Origin of the sequence: Streptomyces sp. SCSIO ZS0520 (genome assembly GCF_025643355.1) — a bacterium.
Lineage (GTDB): Bacteria > Actinomycetota > Actinomycetes > Streptomycetales > Streptomycetaceae > Streptomyces > Streptomyces physcomitrii.
Genome location: NZ_CP092644.1, coordinates 5,203,870 through 5,229,375, shown reverse-complemented (window position 1 = coordinate 5,229,375; position 25,506 = coordinate 5,203,870). Strand labels below are relative to the sequence as shown.

At 72.5% G+C, this 25,506-nt stretch carries 16 protein-coding genes; all 16 read left to right on the top strand.

From position 1 onward, the window contains the following. Positions 1 to 6 precede the first annotated feature (6 nt). The 16 genes from MID12_RS20745 to MID12_RS20670 all read left to right on the top strand — a co-directional run bounded on the left by MID12_RS20745 (position 7) and on the right by MID12_RS20670 (position 25,459). Complete coding sequence (locus MID12_RS20745; RefSeq protein WP_040252890.1) at positions 7 to 768, top strand: hypothetical protein; 762 nt, start codon at positions 7 to 9, stop codon at positions 766 to 768. After that, a complete protein-coding gene (locus MID12_RS20740; protein WP_052482496.1) occupies positions 761 to 1,543 on the top strand; it encodes a hypothetical protein in 783 nt (260 codons plus the stop codon). Before MID12_RS20745 ends, MID12_RS20740 begins: the two co-directional genes overlap by 8 nt. A gap of 127 nt (positions 1,544 to 1,670) precedes the next feature. Beyond that, positions 1,671 to 2,762 (top strand): DUF4255 domain-containing protein, encoded by a 1,092-nt coding sequence (locus MID12_RS20735; protein ID WP_263169756.1) that lies wholly within the window; start codon positions 1,671 to 1,673, stop codon positions 2,760 to 2,762. Positions 2,763 to 2,791: 29 nt separating this feature from the next. Next, positions 2,792 to 4,927, top strand: coding sequence for an ATP-binding protein (locus MID12_RS20730; protein ID WP_263169754.1), 2,136 nt, complete (start codon positions 2,792 to 2,794; stop codon positions 4,925 to 4,927). Further along, positions 4,918 to 5,286, top strand: coding sequence for a hypothetical protein (locus MID12_RS20725; RefSeq protein WP_263169751.1), 369 nt, complete (start codon positions 4,918 to 4,920; stop codon positions 5,284 to 5,286). The genes MID12_RS20730 and MID12_RS20725 overlap by 10 nt, the downstream gene beginning before the upstream one ends. Next, a complete protein-coding gene (locus MID12_RS20720) occupies positions 5,283 to 11,963 on the top strand; it encodes a DUF4157 domain-containing protein (protein ID WP_263169749.1) in 6,681 nt (2,226 codons plus the stop codon). The genes MID12_RS20725 and MID12_RS20720 overlap by 4 nt, the downstream gene beginning before the upstream one ends. 40 nt (positions 11,964 to 12,003) lie before the next feature. Beyond that, positions 12,004 to 12,537: an SUKH-4 family immunity protein gene (locus MID12_RS20715; RefSeq protein WP_263169746.1), complete on the top strand. Its 534-nt coding sequence runs from the start codon at positions 12,004 to 12,006 to the stop codon at positions 12,535 to 12,537. Positions 12,538 to 12,569: 32 nt separating this feature from the next. Beyond that, positions 12,570 to 13,313 carry a hypothetical protein gene (locus MID12_RS20710; protein WP_052482492.1) on the top strand — a complete coding sequence of 248 codons (744 nt, stop codon included), beginning with the start codon at positions 12,570 to 12,572 and terminating at the stop codon, positions 13,311 to 13,313. Positions 13,314 to 13,324: 11 nt separating this feature from the next. Then, positions 13,325 to 13,756: a hypothetical protein gene (locus tag MID12_RS20705; RefSeq protein WP_263169742.1), complete on the top strand. Its 432-nt coding sequence runs from the start codon at positions 13,325 to 13,327 to the stop codon at positions 13,754 to 13,756. Beyond that, entirely contained in the window at positions 13,749 to 14,888 is a 1,140-nt protein-coding gene (locus tag MID12_RS20700) for a hypothetical protein (protein WP_040252887.1), read from the top strand. The genes MID12_RS20705 and MID12_RS20700 overlap by 8 nt, the downstream gene beginning before the upstream one ends. A gap of 82 nt (positions 14,889 to 14,970) precedes the next feature. Further along, positions 14,971 to 15,498 (top strand): phage baseplate assembly protein V, encoded by a 528-nt coding sequence (locus tag MID12_RS20695; protein WP_263169738.1) that lies wholly within the window; start codon positions 14,971 to 14,973, stop codon positions 15,496 to 15,498. A 119-nt stretch (positions 15,499 to 15,617) separates the two neighbouring features. Continuing rightward, positions 15,618 to 15,899, top strand: a complete 282-nt coding sequence (locus MID12_RS20690) for a hypothetical protein (RefSeq protein WP_317633394.1) — start codon at positions 15,618 to 15,620, stop codon at positions 15,897 to 15,899. Further along, on the top strand, positions 15,896 to 16,282 hold the full coding sequence (locus MID12_RS20685) for a GPW/gp25 family protein (RefSeq protein ID WP_040252881.1): 387 nt from the start codon (positions 15,896 to 15,898) through the stop codon (positions 16,280 to 16,282). Before MID12_RS20690 ends, MID12_RS20685 begins: the two co-directional genes overlap by 4 nt. Further along, positions 16,279 to 19,494, top strand: coding sequence for a putative baseplate assembly protein (locus MID12_RS20680; RefSeq protein ID WP_263169736.1), 3,216 nt, complete (start codon positions 16,279 to 16,281; stop codon positions 19,492 to 19,494). The genes MID12_RS20685 and MID12_RS20680 overlap by 4 nt, the downstream gene beginning before the upstream one ends. After that, positions 19,491 to 23,303, top strand: a complete 3,813-nt coding sequence (locus MID12_RS20675) for a putative baseplate assembly protein (RefSeq protein ID WP_263169734.1) — start codon at positions 19,491 to 19,493, stop codon at positions 23,301 to 23,303. Before MID12_RS20680 ends, MID12_RS20675 begins: the two co-directional genes overlap by 4 nt. After that, positions 23,300 to 25,459 (top strand): hypothetical protein, encoded by a 2,160-nt coding sequence (locus MID12_RS20670; RefSeq protein WP_263169733.1) that lies wholly within the window; start codon positions 23,300 to 23,302, stop codon positions 25,457 to 25,459. The genes MID12_RS20675 and MID12_RS20670 overlap by 4 nt, the downstream gene beginning before the upstream one ends. Positions 25,460 to 25,506: the final 47 nt, after the last annotated feature.

The following is a 25,506-nucleotide window of genomic DNA, read 5'->3' as shown; positions in this document are numbered from 1 at the left end:
GAGGTCATGACGTGGACGGGTCCCGCCGAACTGCTCGCCGCCTGGGAGGCGGGCGTGGCCGTGCTGCCGCATGCCCGCGCCCGCCTGCTCCACCAGGTGGCCCGCCCCGGCGCCGACGAGGGGACGCTCGCCGCGCTGCCGGTGGGCACCCGGGAGGCGGATCTGCTCGCGCTGCGCCGTGCGCTCTTCGGTGAGCGCATGCAGGTGCGCCTGGAGTGCGGTGCCTGCGGCGAGGCGATGGAGTTCGACCTCGACGCGGGTGCCTTCGCCGGGCGCCTCACCGCCCCCGCGGACGGTCCGGGCGAGCCCGGGCGGGACGGCGGTGACCCGTTGCGTCTGACGGTGGACGGCTGGGAGGTCGCCTTCCGGCCCCCCACCGTCGCCGACCTCACCGCCGCGGCCCAGGCGGGTCCCGAGGCCCGGCGGGTGCTCCTCGAACGCTGTGTGCACTCGGCCGTACGGGAGGGCCGCCCGGCCCGGCCGCACGAACTGCCCGCGTCTGTGCAGCGGGCGATCGCCGAGGCCGCCGAAGAGGCCGACCCCGGCGCGGACATCACGCTCGCGATCGCCTGCCCGGAGTGCGGCAGCTCGACCCGGGCCGCACTGGACATCGCCTCCTACCTGTGGACCGAACTGGACGCCTGGGCGCGCGAGGTGCTCCTGGACGTCCATCTGCTCGCGACCGCCTACGGCTGGTCCGAGCCCGAGATCCTGGCGCTCAGCCCGCTGCGGCGCCGCTACTACCTGGAGCTGTGTGCCGATGCCTGAGCCGAACGAGGGCGCGGGAGCGGCCGGTTCCCCGCCCGCCTCCGACTTCTTCGACCGCCTGCTCGCCCGGCATGTCCCGGCGGCGCCCGCGGCACGGGACGTGGTGCGGGTACGGCCCCGGCTCGCCGGACCCTTCGAGCGGGTGGAGGCGGTACGCGACGACCGCTCCGGCGACCCGGCTCCGGCCGGCCCCGCGGCCGGTCCCCTGTGGCCCGCCGCGCCCCGGCACACCGACACGGCAAGCGGGTTGAGGCCCGCCCCGGCACCGCTGCGCACCGAGCACCGGCGCACCGTGGTGCGCACCGAGCAGGCAGGCGAGCCGGGCCCCGGCCCGGTGCGCGAGGTGGTGCGCGAGCCCTCCGGCGGCCCGCTGCTCCGCCCCGCCGCTCCCGTACGCCCGGCTGCCGTCCCGGGACCGGCCACGGCGGCCCCCGGCGGCGGGGCCCGGCGGGACGACCCGGGCTCCACCGCAACTCCCTTTCCCGGTGGCCCCGTTGTGGACCGCGTCACGGCCCCGGCGCTCATCTCGCCGCTGCCGCGGCCGGGTTCGGGCGATGCGGCCACCGTGGCCCGCGGTGCGGCGAGGGCGGCGGCAGGGCGCCGGGCGCCGCGCGGCGGGGAGCGCACCGTGCACGTACAGATCGGCCGCCTGGAGGTGAGTGCCGCGGGTGCCGCGGACCGGCGGCGCGAGGAGGCACCCGAAGGGGCGGGACGGCGGCCCGCCGCCCTCGGCCTGGACGCGTTCCTGCGGCGGGACACCGGGGGCGGCGGGTGAACGCGTCCGAGCAGAACGGACCTCGGGGCGGTCGGGCCCGCACCGCGACGCGGACGACACAGGCACGGACCACGCGGGCACGGACGATGAGGACACGGACGACGACGGGGACCGAGGGAGCAAGGTCATGAGCAACGCACTCGCCATCGCACATGTCACCCAGGCCCTTGCCCTGCTGATCGAGAACAATCTGCGGCCGGAGATCGACATGGCCGTCTCGGTGGAGACCCGCAAGCCACCGGCCGAACCGCCCGCCGAACCGGCCCTCCATGTCTTCCTGTACCAGGTCACCCCGAACACCGCGCGCCGCAACGACGACCTGGTGACGCGCGCCTCGGACGGCACCCTCCTCACCCGCCCGGCGGCCGCCCTCGACCTGCACTACGTGATCAGTGCCTACGGGGAGGAGACGGAGCTGGTGGGCCAGCGCCTGATCGGTTCCGTGGTGCGCACCCTGCACGAGATCCCCGTACTCCCGAGGGACGTCATCGAGAGCGCGGGCGAGCACCCCTATCTGGCGGGCAGCGATCTCGGCGAGGCGGAGCAGCGGGTGCGCTTCGTGCCGCAGGTGATGGACATCGACGAGACCTCGAAGCTCTGGGGCATGCTCCACCAGACCCCGTACGCCCTCTCCGTCACCTACACCGGCACCCTCGTCCTCATCGACGGCCGCGAGAGGCCGGTCCCGCCGAAGCCGGTGGAGACCAGGACGGTCAGGGCGCTGCCGTTCGGGGCGCCCGGGGCGCCGGTTCCGCCGGTGATCGGGGAGTACCCGCTGCCCGGGGAGGACGAGAGCGCCCCCGCGGCCTCGGACGGCGACGGGGCCGGGGACGGGGACGGGGACGGCAACGGAGACCGGAGCGGCAGCGGCACGGGCGGCCGGGCTGCCGGGCGGTCGGGGAGCAAGGCCCGGAGCGGGTCCGGGAGCGGGTCCGGTACGCGCGCGAAGGCTGCGGCGAAGGCGGCCGCTCCGAAGGCCGGGGCGGCGAAGGCTGCCGCGAGCGGGACGAAGAAGTCCGCGGCGGCGAAGCCCGGGGCCAGGACCACCGCCAAGTCGGCGGGTGCCAAGTCGGCTTCCGGCGGGGCGACTTCACGTTCCGCCGTGAAGGCCGCGACGAAGACCACCGCCGCCAAACGCGCCCGCCAGGCGACCCGCAAGCCCCTGGCGAGCAGGGACGAGGGCACGGGCGAGGGCCAGGGTCAGAGCCAGGAGAGCTGAGTCGGTACGCCGAGAGGGGGCGACAGGACATGGCAGCGGGATCAGAGGGATCCGACAGCGGTACGGAGACCGGGAAGGGCGCGGGCGCGCGTCGTGCCCGCGGTTCCGGACCGGCCTCGGGCTCGGGCTCGGCTTCGGGCTCAAGCGCGGGCTCGGGCTCGGGCTCGGCAACCGACGACGCCTCCGCCCTCCTTGCCGCGGTGCAGCGCGTGCTCGCCCGGGTGGACGCACACGCGGCACGTCCGGCGGACGGTCCCAGGGCACGTCCGGGGGGCGGTTCCACGACACCTCCGGCGGACAGTCCCACGGCACGTCCGGGAGACGGCTCCCCCGGCGCCGCGGACACCGCCGACGCCCTCCCGCCGCTGTCCACCCTCGCCACCCTCACCTCCTGCTTCGGCCTCAGTGACTTCGAGCGGCAGCTCGTACTCCTCACCGCGGCGGCCGAGTTGGAGCCGACGACCGGTGCGCGGTGCGCCGCCGCGAGCGGGGACCCTCAGCGGGCGTACCCCACCTTCTCGCTGGCCCTGGCCGCCCTCGCGGAGCCGCACTGGAGCGCCCTGACCCCGCTCGCCCCGCTGCGCCGCTGGCGCCTGGTCGAACTGGACGACGAGACCCGCCTCACCACCTCGCGGCTCCGCCTGGACGAGCGCGTCCTGCACTTCCTGCTCGGCTCCCCGTACCTGGACGCCCGCCTGCACGGCATGCTGCGCCGCTGCCCCGTACCCGAGCAACTCCCCTCCTCCTACGAGCAGTCGGCGGACCGGGTGGCCTCGGGCTGGGCGGCGGGCTCGCGCGCGGACGCGCCGCTGCTCGTGGAGCTGGTGGGCGGCGATCTGCGCAGCCGTGCCGATATCGCCGCCGCTGCCGCCGCCCGCTCCGGGCTCGGCCTCTACGCGATGGCCGCCGGGGACGTGCCGGCCGACGCGGCGGAACGCGACCGGCTCGCCCGGCTCTGGCAGCGCGAGGCGGTGCTGCTGCCCTCCGCGCTGCTCCTGGAGACTGGCGAACTCGACCGCGAACAGCGGGCGGCGGCCGAGTCCTTCGTCTCCGGCGCGGGCGTACCCCTGGTCGTCTCGGGCGACGATCCGCGCCCGACCGACCGGCCGCGCGGTGAACGGGTGAGCGTCCCGCGCCTGGGCGACGAGGAGCAACTCGGCCTGTGGGCAGGCGCCTTCGACGGCGTACCCGAGCTGAGTGAGCATCAATTGCGTGCTCTGGTCGCCCAGTTCCAGCTTCCGCCGCATGTGATCCGCTCGGCGGCCGCCTCGGTGCGCCGCGATCTGCCGCGGCAGGAAGGGGCGGACGCCGCCGGGCTCGCCTGGCAGGCCGGACTGACCGAGGCCCGGCTCGGCATGGACGACCTCGGCCGCCGTATCGAGCCGGGCGCGGGCTGGGACGATCTGGTCCTCGCCGACCGGCAGGTGCGGGTGCTGCGCGAGATCATCGCGCATGTGCGGCAGCGGGCAACTGTCCACCAGGAGTGGGGATTTGCCGGGACACTGCGCCGCGGTCTCGGTGTCACCGCGCTCTTCGCGGGCGGCTCGGGCACCGGAAAGACCCTGGCCGCCGAGGTGATGGCCAAGGAACTCGGCCTGGACCTCTTCGTCATCGACCTCTCCCAGGTGGTCTCGAAGTACATCGGCGAGACCGAGAAGAATCTGCGCAAGGTCTTCGACGCGGCCGAACGGGGCGGCGCGCTGCTCCTGTTCGACGAGGCGGACGCCCTCTTCGGCAAACGCAGCGAGGTCAAGGACAGCCACGACCGCTACGCGAACCTGGAGGTCAGCTACCTCCTGATGCGGATGGAGGCCTACCGGGGCCTCGCCGTCCTGACCACCAACATGAAGAAGGCCCTCGACTCCGCCTTCCTGCGCCGTATCCGCTTCGTCGTCGACTTCCCCTTCCCCGCCGAGTCCGAACGCGCCGAGATCTGGCGCCGGGTGCTCCCGCCGCAGGCCCCGGTGAAGGACATCGACACCGCGCTGCTCGCCCAACTCACCGTCGCGGGCGGCTCGATCCGCAATATCGCCCTCTCCGGGGCCTTCCTCGCCGCCGAGGAGGGCGACCGGCTCCAGATGCGGCACATGCTCGCCGCGGCGAAGACCGAGTACCTGAAGCTGGAACGCTCCCTGACCCCGTCGGAGGTGCGCGGATGGGTCTGAACGAGCAGCAAAGTCCCGGCCGGTCCGCACCCGGGGTCCCCGGCCGGGGGGCGGCGGAGCCCGACGCGGTCCGCGTCGACATCGGCGAACTCGTCCTCGACGGCTTCGGTCACGGGGTGGACGGGGACCGCGTATCGGCCGCTTTCCAGGCGGAGTTGACCCGTCTGGTGCGCGAGCACGGGGTGCCGCTCGCGGACGCCGACCGCAGCCTGGACGCGCTGCCCGCCTTGCCTGCGCTGCCCGCGGGCCTCTCGTCCCGGCGCCTCGGCCAGGAGCTGGCGCGGCTCGTCCACGAGGGCCTGTCCGGACGGGGCGAGGCTCGGCCCGGGGCCCGTACGGGACGGGGTGGGGCCCGATGAGCACGGCCGCGCACCGGTCCCAGGAGGCGCAGTCCGCGGCGGCGGCCGAACGCCGCCGCAAGCGCCGGGAACGCGGCGCGAAGAACCGCGCCCAGGAACCGAAGAACATCGTCAGCGGCGCCGGGCAGCCGCTGGACCCGGGCGTACGAAGGGAGTTGGAGGAGCAGCTGGGTCATGACCTCGGCCGGGTGCGTCTGCACACCGACCGCGAGTCCGGGCAGCTGACCGAGCTGCTCGGCGCGGACGCGGTCGCCGTCGGCCAGGACATCCTCTTCCGCGAGGGCGCCTTCCAGCCGGGCACACAGGAGGGCAGGCGGCTGCTCGCCCACGAGCTGCTGCACACCGTCCAGAACCCGCACGGCTCGGGTGCGCTCCAGGCCGGGCGGGACCCGGGCGCCGTATCGCTGCCGCAGCAGGCCATCGAGCGGGAGGCCGAGGCGGCGGCCCGGGAGCTGACCTCCGAGGGGCCCGCGGCCACGGCTCCACCGCAGGTGGAGGAGGGCCGGTCGACGCCGGGCTGGCTGCGCTTCACCCGCGTGGACGCCGACCGCAACCGCCTGGAGCAGCTGGATCCGGCGACCCTGGTGGACCGCCTCGCCAATGCGGTGGTGCGCACCCTGCACGGCGACCCGGAGGACCGGTCGAAGCGCGCCCGTATGCAACTGGGCATGCTCCCCGAGGAGTTGCAGGAGCAGGTGTACGAGCGGCTGGAGAACCGGCTGCTCAGCACCGAGCTGGCACGGCTGGTCGACCTCGTCGACGGGACGGATGCCGAGGAGCTCCACGACGCCGACGGCCCCGAACAGAACCCGCTGGGCGCGCCGTTCACGGAACCCGACGCGGTGGCGGAACTCCTCCGCGACCGGGAGAGCGGGCAGCGCGAGGAGGAGAGGGAGCGGGAGCGCGAGGAGCGCCCCGCCGAGGCACCCGCCCCCGAGGGCAAGGAACGCCCCGCTCAGCCAGGGGAGTCGGCGAAGCCGCGCCCGGTGGAGGGCAAGGAGCCGCCCGAGGGGCCGGACCGGGACCAGGAGCGCCCGCCCGGCGGTGGCCGCGAGGAGACCGAGGAGCCCGGCGGCGGCAACCACGCGCCCAACCCCGGTCAGCAGGAGGGCAGTCGGGATCCGGAGGGAACCGGCGGCGAAGGGCCGGGCAGCGAGGGACCGGGGACCGAGGCCGGTTCCGGCGAGTCCGCGCAGGACGGTGGGGACTCCGCCGGGAAGGACGCGGCGGGCGAGGAGAGCACGGAGGCGGACGAGAAGTCCGGGGCCGCCGAGGAGAAGAAGGACGCCGAGAGCAGGGACGGCGGCAAGGAGGAGGACGCGGGCGGCGGGGAGCAGGAGGAGGCCCCGGCCGCGAGCAAGGAGGAGTCCGCGGCGAAGAACCGCCCCGGCATGGCGGATGCCCTGGTCGAGAGCCAGAAGATCCCGGCCGAGGACGAGAAGAAGCCGGAGGACAAGCAGCCCGGTTCCCCCCTGCTGAACGGGCAGCCCGCTCTCGACGCCGAGAAGCGCAGCAAGCTGGAGGGGCAGCGTACGCAGGACCTCGAACCGGAGGAGGCGCAGCCCGGCCCGGCGCAGGGCGGCGACTCCGAGGTGGAGGTCGGCGGCGGGGAGAAGAGCGCCTGGGACACCAAGTTGCAGCCGGAGGACTTCCTCCCGGAGCAGGACCTCGACGTCTCCGGTGTCCCGACGGCCGACAAGCTCGACCCCTCGGCCCCGGGCGCCGAGCCCGCCGTGCCCTCCTTCCCCGCTCCCCCGCCCACCAAGGCCGAGCAGGTCCAGGCGGAGCGGGACGCGGAGGACGCCGAGGAGGAGGCCGGGCCCGAAGCGGAGGAGGCGGCGGCAGGACCCGCGCTCCCCGAGGCCTCGCCGGAGACCGAGGGCAGCCCCGAGGCCGGACTCGGTCTGAGCGCCGTCGATCTGGCCTCCGACCCGAGGCCCGGCTCCGGACTGCCCGGCGCCCCGCCGAAGACCGGCGAGGACGGCACGGCCGAACCCGCCGCCGCCCGGGCCGCCGAGCAGGAGGCCAAGGGCCGGAAGGACGCCGAGGAGGGCAGAGGTGGTGCCACGTCCGGGGGGAAGGACGGCGCCCAGGGCAAGGGCGGGCAGGAGGCGGGCGGCGCCGGGTCCGCCGGGGGCAGGGCGGCGGCGTCCGAGGAGAAGAAGGACGCCCAGGGCAAGCCCGCCGAGAGCAAGGAAGGCTCCAAGGACACCGAGAAGGGCGCCGGCAAGGAGGCGGGCGCCGGATCCGGTGAGCAGGACAAGGCCTCCCCCGAGGAGCAGAACGGCACCACCGACGACGACAGGACCCCTCCCGCCGGACGCGACAGCCAGACCACCGGCGGCTCCAACGCCGACGTCCCCGGCCAGTCCTCCGGCTCGGGCAACGGCGGTTCGGAGACGGGGGGTTCGGCTACGGGGGGTTCGGCTCCAGGTGGCTCGGCCACGGGTGGTTCGGCTACGGGTGGTTCGGGGTCCGGCGGCTCGGACGCCTCCTCCGGTACGCCGGACTCCGCCGCCTCCGGGAGCCCCAAGTCCGCCCCGGAGCCCGGGAAGAAGACCGCGGGCCCGGTGTCGAACGCCAACTCCTCGGCGCCGAAGGCCGCGGCATCGGCTCCCCGGTCAGGCGCAGCGGCCACCTCTCGGCCGAAGCCCGGCGGGAAACCGGCCGGAAAGGGGTCGGCTCCGAGGCGTGGCGGCGGCGGAGGGGCCAAGGGCGCCCCCGCGAAGGCCAAGAAGGACTCCGCCGCCGCGCCCAACCTCTCGCAGGTCGCCCCCGAGGCGGGGCTCAGCCAGGCCGCCAAGCTGAAACCGCACCGCGCCATGGAGGCCATGGGCGGCATCTCCGCCTCCGTGGACCGCACCGTCGGCGACGAGCACCGGCAACTCTCGGCGGCCCCGCCCTCGATGACCCGGCCCGCCGGCTCCCCGCAGACCCTCTCGGGCAAGCCGCGGACCGACGCACCCGCCGCGTACAACCAGGACGCGGTGCAGAAGTCCGAGGCGCCGAAGGCCGAAGAGGCGAAGATCGAGGGCGCCAAGCTGCCCGACGAGAACTTCGACCCGGGCGCGGGCGGTGACGGCGAGGACCTCGGCGCCGTCTCCACCGAGGACCCCTCGATCGCCCGGGCCGAGACCGGCACCGCCCCCGGGGTGGAGATGCGGGGCGCGGCCGAGGAGACCGCGAAGGCGCAGGACGAGGCGGTCGACGCCAAGACCCGGGAGACCCTGGCCACCGGCCGCCAGGACGCCGCCCGTGCCATGGGCGAGGACCAGATCTATCCGGACGTCCCGAAGACCGTGCTGAAGTCCAAGGTCCCGGGCCCGCGGGGTCGCGGAGGCGGCGGTGCCAAGACCTCCGTCAGCACCGGGGCGGTCCCGGTGGAGGCCGTCTCCGAGGTGGCCGAGCACGAGAAGGGGCCCGAGCTCCAACAGGCCTTCGCCCAGGGCCAGAAGGACATGGGCGGCGCCAAGGAGAAGAAGGACGGCGAGTTCCGGGACACCCAGAACAAGCACAGGCAGCAGGTCGACAAGGAGATCTCCACCAACTCCGAGCAGCAGTCCGGTGAGCGCGAAAAGGCGATGGCCGAGGTCTTGGGCGAGCGCCAGAAGTGGCGGACCGAGCAGGACGCCGAGGTGAAGAAGCTCGGCGAGAAGAAGTCCGAGAAGCACGAGAAGGCCCGGAAGGAGGTGGAGGAGAAGGAGGAGGAGACCGACAAGAAGGCGGCGAAGGAGAAGGAGGAGAGCGACCGCAAGATCCGGGAGGAGAACCGGAAGGCCAAGGAGGACGCCGAGAAGAAGAAGCGCGAGGAGGAGAAGAAGAAGGACGACGCCCCCGCCTGGAAGAAGGTCCTCGACTTCATCGTCGACCTCTTCAACGACCTCGTCGACGCCATCGTCGATCTGGTCAAGAAGGCCTTCGACGCGGTGACCGGCTTCATCAAGGACTTCGCCGAGAAGGTCGGCGGCTGGATCAACGACGCCCGCAAGTGGATCACGGACAAGGTCAAGGACTTCGTCGACGCCGTGGTCGACTTCGTGAAGACCGCGGTACAGGCCGTGGTGGACCTCGCGAAGAAGATCGGCCAGGCCATCGTCGACTTCGTCGAGGCCGCCATCGACTTCGTCCAGAAGCTCGCCACCGCGCTGATGGAGGTGGTCGGCGACCTCCTCGACGCGCTCGGCAAGGCCCTCTCCGCGGCCCTCGACTTCCTGGGCAAGGCGCTCAGCGCCGTGGTCGACGCGGTGGTCTCCGGCATCAAGGCCGTCCTCGACTTCGCGAAGAACCTGCTCGCCGCGCTCGGCGACTGGATGGAGATCGCCGCCGACTTCCTCGCCGACCCGGGCGGCTGGCTCAGCGGCGCCAAGAACTCCGCCGAGGACGGCGCGAAGAACCACCTCTTCCACGAGGTCTCCAGCGCGGTCAAGCAGTGGTTCAAGGAGAAGATCGAGGAGATCCTCGGCGTCCCGAAGGCCGTCATCGACAAGCTCGTCAAGGGCGGCATGAGCCTGGACGACATGGTCAAGGAGGCCTGGGAGGCCGTAGAGCCCCAACTCCCCCTGATCATCGGCGAACTGGTGATGACCAAGGTCGTCGCCAAACTGATCCCCGGCGCGGGCTGGGCCCTCGCCGTCATCGACGCCATCCGCACCGCCTGGGGCGCCCTGAGCGCCATCCTCTCCTCCCTCCAGGCCGTCCTCGCCTGGCTGAAGGCGGTACGCCAGGGCGGCGCGGGCCTCCTCTTCGCCAAGGCCGTCGCGGCAGGCGTGGTCGCCCTCCTCGAAGTCCTCTACCAGGCCCTGCTGAGCGGCATCGGCAAGTACGTCGCCAAGGTCGGCAACCGCCTCAAGGGCGTGGCCGCCAAGATGGGCAAGGAAAAGGGCGATCAGGGGGACAAGCCGGGCGGCGACAAGAACACCTCCGGCGACGACCCGAAGGACAAAGGCAAGGACAAGGAAGACAAAGGCAAGGAAGGCCAGGGCAAGGACGGGAAGGGCGCGAAGGAGGACGAGAAGGGCGAGGGCGCCCCGGTCGATCTCAAGAAGCCAGGCAAGGGCCGTACGGACAAGGGTGGTCCGGGCAAGGACAAGGGCCCGGGCGGCAAGGGGCAACACGGCACCCCTGGGAAGGGCAAGGGCAAGGGCAAGAACGGCAAGGACAAGGACCGGGACGACGACAAGAAGGACACGAGTCCTACGCCTGCTCCGAAGCCCAAGCCGAAACCGGACCCGCCGGCGAAGCCGAAGCCCGACACGGAGTCCAAACCCAAGCCGAAGCCGGACAAGGACAGCGGCAAGGACAGCTCCAAGAAGGACGACTCGAAGCAGGACGACAAGAAGGACAGCACCAAGGACCCGGACAAGAGCAAGGACTCGTCCGGCGACTCGAAGAAGGACAAGGACAGGCAGGACGACAACAAGAAGAACACCGACAAGGACAAGCCGGGCAAAGACAAGAAGGACGACGGCAGGAAAGACAAGAAGGACAAGCACAACAAGGACAAGGACAGCAAGGGGAAGAAGGACAAGCACGGCAAGGACAAGAAGTCCAAGGAGGACAGGAAGAAGGAGAAGCAGGAGAAGAAGGACAAGCGAAAGAAGGAGGAGGACTCCAAGGAATCAAAAGATCAACGCCTCGACAAGATCGTGGCCCGCCTGCGCCCAAAGGTCATCGCGATGCTGAACCGCGGCGTGAAGCCACTGCCATTCCGTACAGCACTCGCAGGGTTCCGCGTCTGGTACCGGCTCACCGAATTGGAAGCCCAGGGTTCGCCCTCGGTGGACATCGAAGCTGCACTGAACCCACGGCAACAAGTTACGGACGCCACACGCAAGAGGATCACGACCGAAGTCGAGGCCCTGGACCCGGCCATCCGCAAGAGGATCGAGGTGGCCATCGACCTGGAGACGGACAAGGACTGGATCCTTTTCAAGGGTCAAGAATCCGAAAACGACTTCATCGAGAAGTTCAAGCGGATACTTCATCGCCTCACGGAAAGAGTGATCCACGAAAGGGACAAAGAATACGGACTACACGCCGCCCGAGTGGCCGAGCAGGACATTCAGAAGTTCATTCAAAGCGCGCCGGACGATCTTACGAATATCGAGGAAAGCCAGTGGGCGAAAAAGATCGGTGACATGAAGGTAGCCCGAGAACTGGCGCGAGCCATTGAAATCGGACGTGAACAGGAGAAAAAACTCAAGACCGAGGACGACGAGACTTACATGCCCGTCCCGGGACCAAGATTTCCGGTTCCCGTCAGACATCAACCCGGAATGTCGGAAACCGAATCCACAAGAAAACTCATGGAACTGGAGCGGCACAACGCCGAGGACGATCCGGAAAAATCCCCCCGCAAAGCACCGGAAGGGCTGGAGAACTACGGCAGGCGCCACGGCAAGGTACGAGGCCTGTATTCATCCGCAGTAATTGCCCACATCAACACCAAGTACAAGAAGAGGTTCCCCGCCCTGGCCCAGGCCGCCGAGGTTCAGGTAAAAAAGCGCCAAGTCGACCACGGACAGGAACTTCAGGCAACAGGATCCGACCACCCGAGAAACTTCAACTCGCTGGACACAGACGTCAATTTTGATATCGGAACTCAACAAATTCGCCCCATCATCAGAGGGCGCGCAACAGGGCAGTTGCTACACTTCCTGATCGAGTATCCGGAATAGCGAATTTCAGGGTGCACGACCAGAAACAGAGAGGCAGAAAATGGTAAGCCGAGGCGAACTCATCGAACATTTCGGATCGGATGGAGTGGCAACCGCATCTGAAATCAAGGGACTGCGGTCCACGTCTGCGGCAACCGATCTCGAACTGCTGCGCACGGTGGGCATCCCGCTGCACGTGGATCGAATCCTCTCACTGGAAAGTGGCACGCCAGAGGCGTTCTCAGTGTTCCCCGTGTCCACCACCGACGGAGATCTGGACCTGCTTGTCCTCGGCTCCCCGAGCATCAAGTCTGCGATGCGCTACCTCTTGGACACCAAGGACGGATATGTCGTCCTACTCGATCTGGAGTCCCAGCAGCCAGCGCTCGAAGTCGTCAATGAGTCTCTGTCGAACTTCATGGAATATGTGTACCGGATTGCGCGATACCAAAGCTTCAGGGAAAACGTCGCAGAAAACGGCGTGGCCATCGCCGACTACAAGGAGTTGCTCAGCACCTATCTCGTCTCGATGGATTCATTCGCCTTCGCCAAGACCACGAACTGGTGGTCCATGGTATTCGATCGAGTTCTCTGAACTGGAGTGAGAGAGCAGAAGGGCACGCGTACATGACCCGCTACCCCGACATCCCCAAACCCATCCGCTCCGGCATCATCCTCATAGACCCCGAACGCGGCACCCCCCAACGCATCATCGTCCTCCAATTCAACCCGGACACCCTCGAACGCAGCCTCACCCCCCAATCGGCAGGCGGCAGCGGCGACTCCGGCGGAGGCGGTGCCGGGAACGGTGACCGCAACGAAGCCCTGCGTTTGAAGGGCCCCGCGCAGGAGACCTGGAAGTTCACCGCGGAGATCGACTCCACGGATCAGTTCGAGATCCCGGCGCCGGACGGGATCCATCCCCAACTCGCCGTACTGGAAATGCTGGTGCAGCCCACGGTCGCCCAGATTCGGGAGAACACCCGGCAGGCGGCGAAGGGCACCATCGAGATCAGTCCGATCGAGATGCCGCTCACCCTCTTCACCTGGGGGAGCAAGCGGGTCATGCCGGTGCGGCTGACCGAGCTCAGCATCAACGAGTCGGCGTTCGACGTGAACCTCAACCCCATCCGGGCCACCCTCAGCATCGGTCTGAAGGTGCTCACCGTCAGCGATCTGCCCGCCGGGCACCGCGGCGCCGAGCTGTACCTCGCGCACCTGGCCCAGAAGGAGCGCCTGGCCCGGATGGCGCGCCCCGGCAGCCTGGGCGCCCTCGGCCTGACCCCCGGCGACATCGGCGGAGGTACCGGAGCCGGATTCGGCGGTGCCGCAGGAGCCCGTACCGCGCCCGCCACCACCGGAAGGGGCTGAGGAGACACATCATGGCCACCGCCGAGCCGTACGAGAGCGCCCTGGACGCGATACCCGGAGCGCACCCCTACCCCCGTTCCAGCCGCTACCACGATGCCGAGATCGGGGTGCACCGGCTGCCGGACGGGACCGAAGTCCGGTACACCAAGCGGCGGTTACTGCCTCCGCTGGACCAGGCAGCCGAGGAGACGGTGCCGCACACGGTGAGTGCGGGTGAGCGCCCGGATCTGCTCGCCCAGCGGTACTTCGGTGACCCGTCCCAGTGGTGGCAGATAGCCGACGGCAACCCCGTACTCGATCCGCAGGAGTTGACGGACGAGCCGGGCCGGGTGATCGAGGTACCGCTGCCGGGTGGTTTCCCCGGCGGTGCGGCAGGCGGCGCCTACGGGGCCTCAGGCCCGGGCGGCCTGGGCGGACCCTTCGCGGGCGGGCGCCATGGCTGATGAACCGATCGGTGCCGGGCCCCTCCACGTCACCCTGTACATGGGCCCGCGTCTTGCCAGGCCGGTGCCGCGGGAGGTGACCGAGGCGCTGCTCTCCGCGCAGATCACCAGCACGGCGGGGGAACGCAGCGGATTCCAGCTGGCCTTCGACCTCACCAAGCGCGGCGCGCTCGTCCAACGCCTGCTCCCGGAGGGCTACTTCGACCCGAAGACGCGCGTGATCCTGACCGTCAGCGTCAAGGGCACGCCCTCCGTCCTCCTCGACGGCCTCATCGTCCGGCAGGAGGTCGGCGCCAGTAATCAGCCCGGCCAGACCACCCTCACCCTGACCGGCGAGGACATCACCCTCCTCATGGACCTGGAGGAGCGCACCGACCGCTATCCCAATCTCCGGCCCTGGCAGCGGGTCGAGCGGATCCTGTCCCAGTACGCGGACTACGGCATCCAGCCGATGATCGTGCAGGAGCAGATCGAGCAGCCGCCGCGTGAGCGGCTGCGGGTCGCGTACCAGACGGGCACGGACCTCGGTTACGTCAACGACCTCGCCCGCGCGAACGGTTACACCTTCTACCTGGAGCCGGGGCCGGTCCCGAACCGGTCCACCGCCTACTGGGGTCCGGAGAAGCGGGTCGGGCAGCGGCAGCACGCGCTGAACGTGAACATGGACGTCAACTCGACGGTCGACCAGCTGACCTTCGCCTACGACGGGACGGCGCGCGAGGAGCCGCAGGCCCGCGTGCAGGATCCCGGGACCAGGGTCTCCACTCTCCTCCCCCAGCCGGACATCGGACCGCTGCGTCCCCCGTTGGGCCGCCGTGCAACTCCGGCACTCAAGCGCAAGACTCTGACGGGCACGGCCAAGAAGGAGGCCGAGCAGGCGACTGCCGAGCTGCTCGCCCGTGCGGCGACCTCCGCGGACGCCATCTCCGGTTCCGGCTCGCTCGATGTGAACAAGCACGGATATCTGCTCAGGCCGCGGGAGTTGGTCGGGGTCCGCGGGGCGGGCGTCACCTACGACGGCGACTACTACGTCAAGAGCGTCACGCACAACCTGCGCGTCGGCTCGTACCAGCAGAACTTCACCCTGACCCGCGAAGGCCTGATCGCGATGAGCGACCGGGTCCGGCCCTAGAGGGGGTGCTGCCAGAGTCCCGCACGGCGCCCCCAGCCCCGCAACGACCACCAACAGCCCCCGACACAGGAGCAGTTGACGTATGGCGGCACCGAACGACCGTTACCTCGGCAAGTTCCGCGGCCGGGTGGTGAGCAATGACGATCCACTGCGGATCGGGCGGATCACCGTGTCCGTGCCCGATGTGCTCGGCGACGAGCCCTCGACCTGGGCGCTGCCCTGCCTGCCGTTCACCGGGCCGCAGTCGGGGCAGTTCACGGTGCCCGCGGTGGGGGCCGGTGTCTGGGTGGAGTTCGAGCAGGGCGACCCGAGCTACCCGGTGTGGACGGGGGCCTGGTACGGGTCCGCCGAGGAGCTCCCGCCGGACGTGCGCAGGGAGTTGGCCGCCGGGGTCACCAAGCCGGTGGTGGTGCAGACGCCGGGCAAGCACAAGATCGTCATGTCGGACACCCCGGGCGGCGGGATCCGGATCGAGGCGGCCAGCGGCGCGTACATCGACGTGGACGAGAAGGGCGTGACGATCGGCAACAGCGCCGGTGCCGTGATCACGCTGATCGGCAATGAGGTGAACATCAACCAGGGCCGGCTGATCGTGCCCAAGAAGCGTTAGGACAGGGGGAGTTGACCATGTCCGGGACCGACGGCGGGAAAGCCGTGAGGCGGACTTCGGGGAGCGCCGGTCAGTTGATGGGCGCCGGCGCGGTGATCAGCTGCCCGCACGGGGGCCGGGTGAGTGCCGTCTCCGTGCCGGGTTCCGATGCCGTGCTGCTCGACGGGACGCCGGTGTCGACGGCGGGGCTGACGCACGCGGTGACCGGCTGCCCGCACACCGTGGCCGGGGTGCGCTCGCCGTGCGCCCTAGTCCGCTGGACGCCGGAGACCGACGGGGTGCGGGTGGACGGCGTGCCCGTACTGCTCGACACGACGCTCGCGCAGTGCTTCACCGCAGGACGTGTGCCGCAGGGGCCGCCCGTGGTGGCGCCCCACCGACGAGGGGTGGTCGTGGGATGAGGGCCCGCGCTCAGGTACGTACCGACATCGCCTTCCCGTTCCGGGTGGACCGGCGCGGGCGCACCGCGCACGCCTCCCGCGAGGAGCATGTGCGGGATCTGGTGGAGCAGTTGCTGTTCACCTCGCCCGGGGAGCGGGTGATGCGGCCGGACTTCGGCTGCGGACTGCTCGATCTGGTCTTCACGCCGAACAGCCCGGAGCTGGCCTCGGCGCTCGAACTGTCCGTGCAGGCCTCCCTGCAGCGCTGGCTCGGTGAGCTGATCGAGGTGGAGGCGCTCGACGTGGAGTGCGAGGACACCACGGTCCGGGTCCTGCTGCGCTATGTGGTGCGGGCCACCGGCAGCAGCCGGGACGAGGTCTTCGAGGGGAGGGCCGCCGGATGAGCAACCGGATCGGCAGCAGCGAGGAACTGCCCCTGCCGGGCGCGGAGTTGGTGTGCCGGGACGACGGCCGACGGCGCGGCCGGGTCCGGGCCGCCGAGTTGAACGGGATCGACACGGTGGAGGTGGACGAGGACGGCCGCACGCTCACCCTGACCTTTCTCGGCAAGGCGCCGCACGGGCTGCGCCCGCAGAACATCCGCATCGACGGCGGTCGGCGCGTCACCGGTGTCGAGGCGGTCGAGGTCGCGGTGGAGCGCGAGGAGGACCCGGAGCTCGACGACCGGGTGCACGTCACCCTGGACCGCACCGGTGACGCCTCCCGCTACCGGGTCTCGGTGGTCGCCGAGGATCCCTACGGGCGGCCCGGCACCACTCCGTACCCGGGCTTCGAACAGCGGTATTTCACGGCCGGGTTCGTCTTCCGGCCCGACTCCGACTCGCCCTTCGGCTGCGCGGGGCCCGGCGGCGACGACGACCCCGGTTTCCCGGCGGCCCCGGTCGTCGACTACACGGCCCGCGACTACGAGACCATCCGGCGGCTGCTCCTCGACCGGCTGGCGCTGACCACCCCGGACTGGGTCGAGCGGAGCGCGGCCGACCTCGGGACCACCCTGGTGGAGCTGCTCGCGTACACCGGGGACCGGATCAGCCACCACCAGGACGCGGTGGCGACGGAGGCGTATCTGGACACCGCCCGGCGCCGGGTCTCGGTGCGGCGCCATGTGCGGCTGATCGACTACGCCATGCACGACGGCTGCAACGCCCGCGCCTTCGTGGCGGTGGAGACGGCCGGTGAGTGCGTGCTGCCGCCGGGCACCTACCGCTTCGCCGCGGTGGACGTCCGCACCCTGGACCCGCACGACCGGCCGCAGCCGGGCACCGTGATCGAGGACCGGGACCTGGCGGTGCTCGACGAGTACGGCAGCGTCGAGGTCTTCGAGCCGGTGGCGCACGACGAGCCGCTGGTGCTGCGGCAGGCGCACAACGCGATCCGGCTGTGGACCTGGGGCGGCGAGGTGTGCGCGCTGCCGCGCGGCGCGACCTCGGCGACCCTGCGCGACGAGTGGGCCGACGAGGCCTGCGAGGAACGGCAGTTGAGCCTGCGGGCCGGTGACGTACTGGTCCTGGAGGAGGTCAAGGGGCCGCGCAGCGGGACGCCCGGGGACGCCGATCCGGCGCACCGGCAGGCGGTGCGGCTGACCTCGGTCACCCCGGGCGTGGACACCGTGGAGGACCAGCCGGTCCTGGAGGTGGCCTGGGCGGCGGCGGACGCGCTCGCCTTCCCGCTGTGCCTGGCCACCCTCGGCGGCACCGACTGCGCGCCGGTCACCGAGGTGAGTGTGGCCCGGGGCAATGTCGTCCTGGTCGACCACGGCCGCTCACCGGCCTTCGGGCCCGGGGAACCGCCCGAGTGGGTACGGGTGCCCGCGGACCCGGCGGTGCTCGGGTCCTGCTGCCCGGGCTCCGGCTGCGCGGACCACGAGGCGGGCAACGCGCCCGCCCGGCTGATCGGCTCCCTCGTGGCGAAGGCGGAGAGCGGGCGGTTGCTGACCCCCGCCGATGTGCGGGAGCTGCGCACGGTGGCCGGTGAGGAGCAGACGCTGCGGGCCGGGATCGGGCTCGAACGCGCCGGGCAGCGGCAGGAGACGGTGGTGCCGGGCACGGCGTACGCGCAGGCGGCGGCGCTGCGGACGCTGCTCGCGCAGTCGGTCTACCCGGGGATCGTGCCGCGGTTCCGGCCGCGGCTGGGGCGCTCCCCGGTCACCCAGGCGGTGCCGTTCCCGGAGCCGGTGCTGGTGGCGCGGGGACAGGCGGACAGGCTCGCGGCGATACCCGGGCGGGTGGAGCGGCGTCTGGTGGAGCTGTGGCGCAGCGCCCGCGACCGGGACGGCCTGGCCGAGGAGGAGATCGCCGAACTGACCGTGCTGTTCGGGCCGAAGGTGGTCGAGGCCTGCGAACTGCGCCGCCACCCGGTCCGTGCGCTGCGTGAACTCCTGCACCGCAGCAGCGAGTTGCTGGCCGCCAAGCTGCGGCGGATCGAGGTGCTCACCGCCCGGGCCCGGGCCGGCACCGTACTCGACGGGCAGTTGCCCTGGGAGATCGCGCACAGCTGGGGACCGCCGTACGCGGCCGGACTGCACCCGCGGGAGCCCGCGTTGCGCGGTCCGGCCGCCGCGGCACTCGCCCAGGACCCCCGCGCGGCGCTGCCCGCGGTGCGTGCCGTCGAGGAGTCGGCCGAGGGCACCGGGACCGCGTGGACGCCGCTGCGCGATCTGCTCGGCAGCGGGCCGCGCGACCACCACTTCGTCGGTGAGCTGGAGGACGACGGGCGGCTGGCGCTGCGCTTCGGCGACGGACGCCATGGCGCCCGGCCGGTCCCGGGTTCCCGGCTCGCCCTGCGTTACCGGCTCGGCGGCGGCAGCGCGGGCAATGTGGGTGCCGAGGCCATCAACCACCTGGTGCTCCTGCGGGACCCGGAGGCCGAGGAGGCACCACCGGTGGCGGGCGTCCGCAATCCGCTGGCCGCGACCGGCGGCACCGAGCCCGAACCCGTCGAGCAGGTACGGCAGTTGGCCCCCCTCGACCTGAGGCGGAGCAAGCTGCGCGCCGTCACCGCGGCCGACTACGCCGAGCTGGCCTCCGCGGTGCCCGGGGTGCAGCGGGCGGCCGCCGAGATCCGCTGGACCGGCAGCCTCCAGGAGGCGCACATCGCGGTGGACGCGCTGGGCGGCGGCGAGCCCTCGGCCGTACTCCTCGACGAGGTGGCGCAGTCGCTGCGGGCCTGCCGGCGGATCGGGCACGACCTGGTGGTCGGCCCGGCCCGCCGGGTGCCGCTCGACCTCGCGCTGCGGGTGTGCGCGGCGCCCGGCCACCAGCACGGGCAGATCCTGGCCGAGCTGCACCGGGTGCTCGGCAGCGGACGGCTGCCCGGCGGGCGGCTCGGCTTCTTCCACCCGGACGCGCTCGGCTTCGGCGAACCGGTGCGGCTGAGCCGTCTGGTGGCGGCGGCCGCGGGGGTGCCGGGGGTGGTGAGCGCCGAAGTGACCCGGCTGCGGAGGCTGTTCCACGAGGACCGGGGAGAGCGGGAGGACGGCGTACTGCGGCTGGGCCCGCTGGAGATCGCCGCCTGCGACAGCGATCCGGACCGGCCCGAGAACGGCCGTCTGGAGATCACACTCATGGGCGACGGCGCCCTGGGAGGTGTCCGATGAACGACCCGAACTGCACCTGCGGCTGCGGGGGCGGCGGCCACGACGAGCGGCTCGCGCCGCGGCCCCTGCACAATCCCCCGGGCCGGGACGCCCTGGACCACCGGGTCGACGAGTACGGCGGCTTCCTGGCCGCGATGCGCGACCGGCTCGCCTCCCCCGCCTATCCGGCGCTGCGGGACCTGACCGTGCGCACCGCGGACGACCCGGCGCTCGGGCTGCTCGACGCCGCCGCCGTCCTCGGTGACCTGCTGACCTTCCACTCGGAGCGGATCGCCGACGAGGGCTATCTGCGGACCGCGGACGAGCACCGTTCGCTGGTGCTGCTCGGCCGCCTGGTGGGGCACAGGCCGCGGCCCGGCGTGGCGGCGGGCACCTACCTGGCGTACACCCTGGACCGGGATCCGCGGGCCGAGGACCTGCCGGTGCTCATCCCGCGCGGGGCCCGCTCGCACAGCGTGCCCGCCTCCTCCGAGGAGGACACGCAGACCTTCGAGACCGACGAGGACCTGCTCGCCCGCTGGGACTGGAACGAACTCGCGGTGCGCCGCCGCCGTCCGCTGCTGCTGACCCCGCGGTCGGCCCGGAAGCGTTCGGAGCTGTTCGTGGCGGGCACCGGCCACGCACTGGGCACCGGTGACCAGTTGCTCTTCGTCTTCGGCGAAGAGGCGGGCGGAGTACGCGAGTTGCGGCCGGTGGCCCGGGTGCGGACCGACCGCGAGGAGGACGTCACCGCGATCGGGCTGCCCGGCGCGCCGCCGCCCTCGCTGAAGGAGCTGGTGGCGGAGGCGGGACGCTGGATCGCCGCGCCCGAACAGCCCGGCGCACCCGGCGAGGAGCCGCCGACCGAGGGGGTGCCCAACCCGCGCCCGGTGAGCCGGTTCCTCGCGGACTTCGACGAGCAGGTCCTCGCCCCGCTGCGCGAGGACCTGCCGGAGCTGACGTCCCCGGAGGCCTTCCGGGCCCGGCTCGCGGGGCCGCTGGCCCGGCTCGGCGAGGCGCAGGTCCTCACCGAGGCGTACCGGGAGGTGGCCGCCTGGTGCGAGGAACTGGAGGCGGTGCTCGCCGAACTCGCCGACCGCTCGGTGGAGTTGGGGCCGTCCGTACCCGAGCTGCCGCAGGGCGGGGAGCCGCCTGCCGACGGCGGGCCGCCGCACCGGGATCCGAAGCTGGAGCGGCGCCCGGTCCCGGCGGCCGCCCGCGGTGCCGCCGCGCTCGGCGCGCTGGCCGCGGTGCTGCCCGCGCTGCGCGAGAGCCGTACGCCGCCGCGTGCCGGACGGGCGCCCGCGGGGCCGGGGTCCGATCTGGCGGCGCGGCTGCTCGCGGTGCTCGATCCGGGCCTGTCCGGGGAGATCCACCCGGCCTGGCGGCGGGCGGCGGTGCCGACGGCACCGCAGGCGCTGCGGGAACTGCTGGTGATGCGGGTGACGGCCGCGCCCTTCGGGGCGACGGCCCCGCTCAAGCCGGTGCAGGACGACCGGGGCCGGGTCATCAGGTCGGCCGACTGGCCGCTCACCGGCTCGGTGCTCACCTCGGTGCGGGTGGTCTTCGACCCGGCGGGCAAGGTCCCGCAGAAGGCCCAGTTCCAGCGGATCGAGGCCAATGACTCGGAGCAGAACACGGTCAACCTGCCGGCCGACATCACCTTCCCCTTCGGACCGGGACAGGTGGAGCTGAACGCCCGCGGCGGCCAGGACCGCGATCCGCACTGGCTCAGCCGCCGCCCCACCGACTCGCGGGAGCCCGGGGTCACCGCCCGGCTCAGCGGCGGGCTGCCCGAGCGCACCCTCTTCGTCTCCCGCCCCGACGCGGAGGGCCGGGTGCAGGTGGCCGTGCAGGGCGGCGAGTCCTGGGACGAGCGCCTGGCCCCGAACACGCAACGCGACTTCGCGGACGGCGAGTTCGAGGTGACGGTGCGGTACACGGTGGGCAGCGAGCCCGCCAACGTCGAGATCGGCCTCATCACCAGGACCGGGGCCGCGAACCTCCGCCTGCTGCGGCTCGACACCGTCCACGACGGAATCCGGCCGGGCGGCTGGATCGCCGTCGAGCGGCCCCGCAAGGGCAAGCCGGGCCCGGACGGCATCCCCGGCGACCCGAAGCTCGCCCAGGTGGTCACCAAGGTGCTCTCCGCCCGCACCGCCGCGTACACGGACTACGGGATCACCGGGCGCGGCACCGAACTCGTGCTCGCCGAGCCCTGGCTGGACGAGAAGGACGTGCTCCTCTCGCACCTCAGGGACACCGTGGTGCACGCGGACGGCGATCCGCTGCGGCCCGCCGACGAACCGCTCGGCGAGGACGTGCACGGCAACGAGATCGAACTCGCCGAGCTGTACGAGGGGTTGAGCCCGGGCCGCACCCTGGTCGTCTCCGGTGAGCGCAGCGATGTGCCGGGCACCGCGGGGGTGACGGCCACCGAGATCGTGGTGGTGGAGGACGTCCAGCAGGGCGCCGACCCGCAACTGCCGGGCGACCATGTGCACACCACGCTGCGGCTCACCACCGATCTGGTGCACCGCTACCGCCGGGAGACGGTGCGGATCCTCGGCAATGTGGTGGCCGCCAGCCACGGCGAGAGCCGCGACGAGGCCATCGGCAGCGGCGACGCGGACCGCACCGGCCAGAGCTTCGCGCTCTGGCAGTCCCCGCTGACCTGGCTCCCGGCCGGTACCCCCCTCGGCGCCACCCCCACCCTGGAGGTCCGGGTCGACGGCCTGCTCTGGCACGAGGTGGACAGCCTCGCCGGGCGCGGGCCGCGGGAGCGCGTCTACATCACCGGGACCACCGGCGACGGCCGGACCACGGTCACCTTCGGCGACGGGGTGCACGGGGCGCGGCTGCCCACCGGTCAGGAGAACGTCCGCGCCCGCTACCGCTTCGGCACCGGCCGGGCCGCCAATGTGAAGGCCGGGCGCATCACCCAGGCCCTCACCCGGCCGCTCGGCGTCACCGCGGTCACCAATCCGCGGGCCGCGAGCGGCGGCGCCGACGCCGACGGCCCCGCGCTGACCCGGCGGACCGTACCGCTCGCCGTGTCCGCCCTGGACCGGCTGGTCTCCGCCCGCGACTACGAGGACTTCACCCGGTCCCGGGCCGGGGTCGGACGGGCCCTGGCCACCGAACTCTTCGACGGGCGGCGGCGGTTGCTCCATGTGACCGTGGCGGGCACCGACGACGTCCCGCTGGACGGCGACGGCCGGGTGCTGCCCGCGCTCAGGTCGGCGCTGACCGAGTACGGCGACCCGCTGCTCCAAGTCCGCGTGAACGTACGGGAGTTGGTGGTGCTGCTGCTCGCCGCCCGGGTGAAGGTGGCGCCCGACCACAGGTGGGAGTACGTCGAACCCCGGCTGCGGCAGGCGCTGTTGACCCGGCTCGGCTACCACGGACGCGAACTGGGGCAGCCCGCACACCTCTCCGAAGTACTGGCGGCGGCCCATACGGTGCCCGGTGTCGACTGGGTGGACGTGGACGCCTTCACCGGGATCCCCGCCTCGGTCACCGCGGCCGAACTCGCCGCGCTGCTCGGCTCCTTGGGCGAGCCGCGGAGCGTGGTGCCCGCCCGGGGCGCCGAGTTCGACGAGCGCCGGTACACGGTGCGCGACCCGGAGGGCGAGTCGCTGTCCTCGGTGGCCGCCGCGCACGGCATCCCCCTGGAGGCCCTCCTGCGCCTGAACCCCGGCATCACCGACACCCGGCCGCTGGCGCCGGGGCGTTCGGTGTGCGTCTTCCGCGGCATCCGGCCCGCGCAGCTCGCCCTGCTCACGCCGAAGATCGCCGACACCCTGATCCTCTCGGAGGTGACCTCATGACGGCCAGGCCGGACGCACTCGGCGCGCTGCTCCCGCAGTGGCACAGGCTGCGGGACGCGGAGGCGGGCGAACCGCTGCGCGCCCTGCTCGCGGTGATCGGCGAACAGCTCGACCGGGTCCGCGAGGGCGTCGAACAGGACTACGAGGACTGGTTCGTGGAGACCGCGGCCCCCTGGGTGCTGCCCTACCTCGGCGACCTGGTCGGCTACCGGCCGCTGCCCGGCTACGAGAGAGTGCTCGCCACCGGGCTCGGCGGGCCCGGCGCGGACTCCCGGGCCCGCCTGGCCGAGGCGCTCGCCCCGCGTGCCGACGTCGCCGCGACCGTGGCGAGCCGCCGCCGCAAGGGCACCCCGGCCCTCCTGGAGGAACTCTCCGACCGGGTCGCCGACTGGCCCGCCCGCGCCGTCGAACTCTCCCGGCTCCTCGGCCACACCCAGCCGGTGCGGCTGTACGGGACGGGCTCGCCCGCCGCCGACGCCCGGCGCCTGACCCGCGGGCGCACCGCCGACCTCCGCAAGAGCGCCGAACTCGACCTGGCCGGAGGCCCGTTCGGGACCCTGGGCCGTACGGTGGACGTACGCCGCGCCGACTCCCGGCACCGGCAGGGCGGCTGGACTCCGGCCGGGGTCGGCCTCTTCGTGTGGCGGCTGCGGCCGTACTCGCTGCGCACCTCCCCCGCGTACTGCGTCGACCGGGCCCGCAACCTGTACACCTTCTCGATCCTCGGCAACGACAGCCCGCTGGTGACCAAGCCGGTGCCGGAGCCGTCCGCCACCCATCAGGCGACGGTGGACAACGTGCCCGCGTACATCACCCGCAGGCAGCTCGCCGACCGGCCGGCCGACTACTACGGGCCCGGCCGGAGCTTCGTGATCCGGCGGGACGGCGAGGACCTGCCGGTGCCGCCCTCCGACATCGTGGTCGCCGACCTGTCCGAGTGGCGCTACCGGGCCCGGCGCGGACAGGTCGTCGTCGACCCCGAGCTGGGCCGGATCGCCTTCGGCTCGCGGACCGCTCCCCGGCAGGGCGTCTGGGTGGACTACCACTACGCCTTCGCCGCGGACATGGGCGGCGGCGAGTACCCGAGGGAGCGCGTCACGCCCCCGGAGGCGGCGGTGTACCGGGTCGGGCCGGGCCGACCGTACCAGCGGATCATGGACGCCTACCGGGACTGGCAGCGCGACCGCAGGGCGGGCGGCACCGGCCCGGACGGCGTCATCGAGATCACCCACAGCGGCGCCTACCAGGAGCAGCTCGACTTCGACCTGGACCCCGGGGACCGCCTCGAGGTGCGCGCGGCGGAGGGCACCCGGCCCGTCATCCGGTTGCTCGACTGGTACAGCAACCGGCCCGACGCCCTCAACGTCCGCGGCGTACAAGGCGATTGCGATCCGCGCGAGCTGCCGCGGCTGGTCCTGGACGGGCTCCTGGTCACCGGCCGCGGGGTCAACGTGACCGGCCCGCTGGCGTCGGTGGTGATCCGGCACTGCACCCTGGTGCCCGGCTGGTCCCTGGAACCGGAGTGCGCACCGCACTCCCCCGAGGAACCCAGCATCGTCCTGGACCGCACCAGCGCCTGCCTCCAGGTGGAGCACAGCATCCTCGGCACCATCGAGGTCATCGGCGACGAGGTCGCCACCGAACCGGCCGCGATCCAGCTGAGCGACAGCATCCTGGACGCCACCGGCCACCACCGGGAGGCCCTCTCCGCGCCGGACTGCCGCCTCGCGCACGCCGTCCTGCACGTCCACCGCACCACCGTCATCGGCGAAGTGCACGTCCACGCGGTCGAGTCGGCAGAGAACTCGCTCTTCACCGGGCGGCTGCGGGTGGCCCGCCGCCAGCGGGGCTGCCTTGACCACTGCTACGTGGCACCGGGCTCGCGCACCCCGCGCCGGCACCGCTGCCTGCCCGATCCGGCCGGGGCGGCGACCGGGGCGATCCGGCCGGTGTTCGCCTCCGAGCGGTACGGGACGCCGCAGTACGGCCGCCTCGCCGACGCCTGCCCCGAACCGATCCGGCGCGGCGCCGAGGACGGGGCCGAACTGGGCGCCTTCCACGACCTGTTCCAGCCCCAGCGGGAGGACAGCCTGCGGGCCCGCCTCGCCCAGTACACCCCGGCGGGCGCCGACGCCGGGATCTTCTTCGTCACATGAGCGGGAGACGAACGGCACCGCCGCGCGCGCCCGCCACCCGGCCGCAC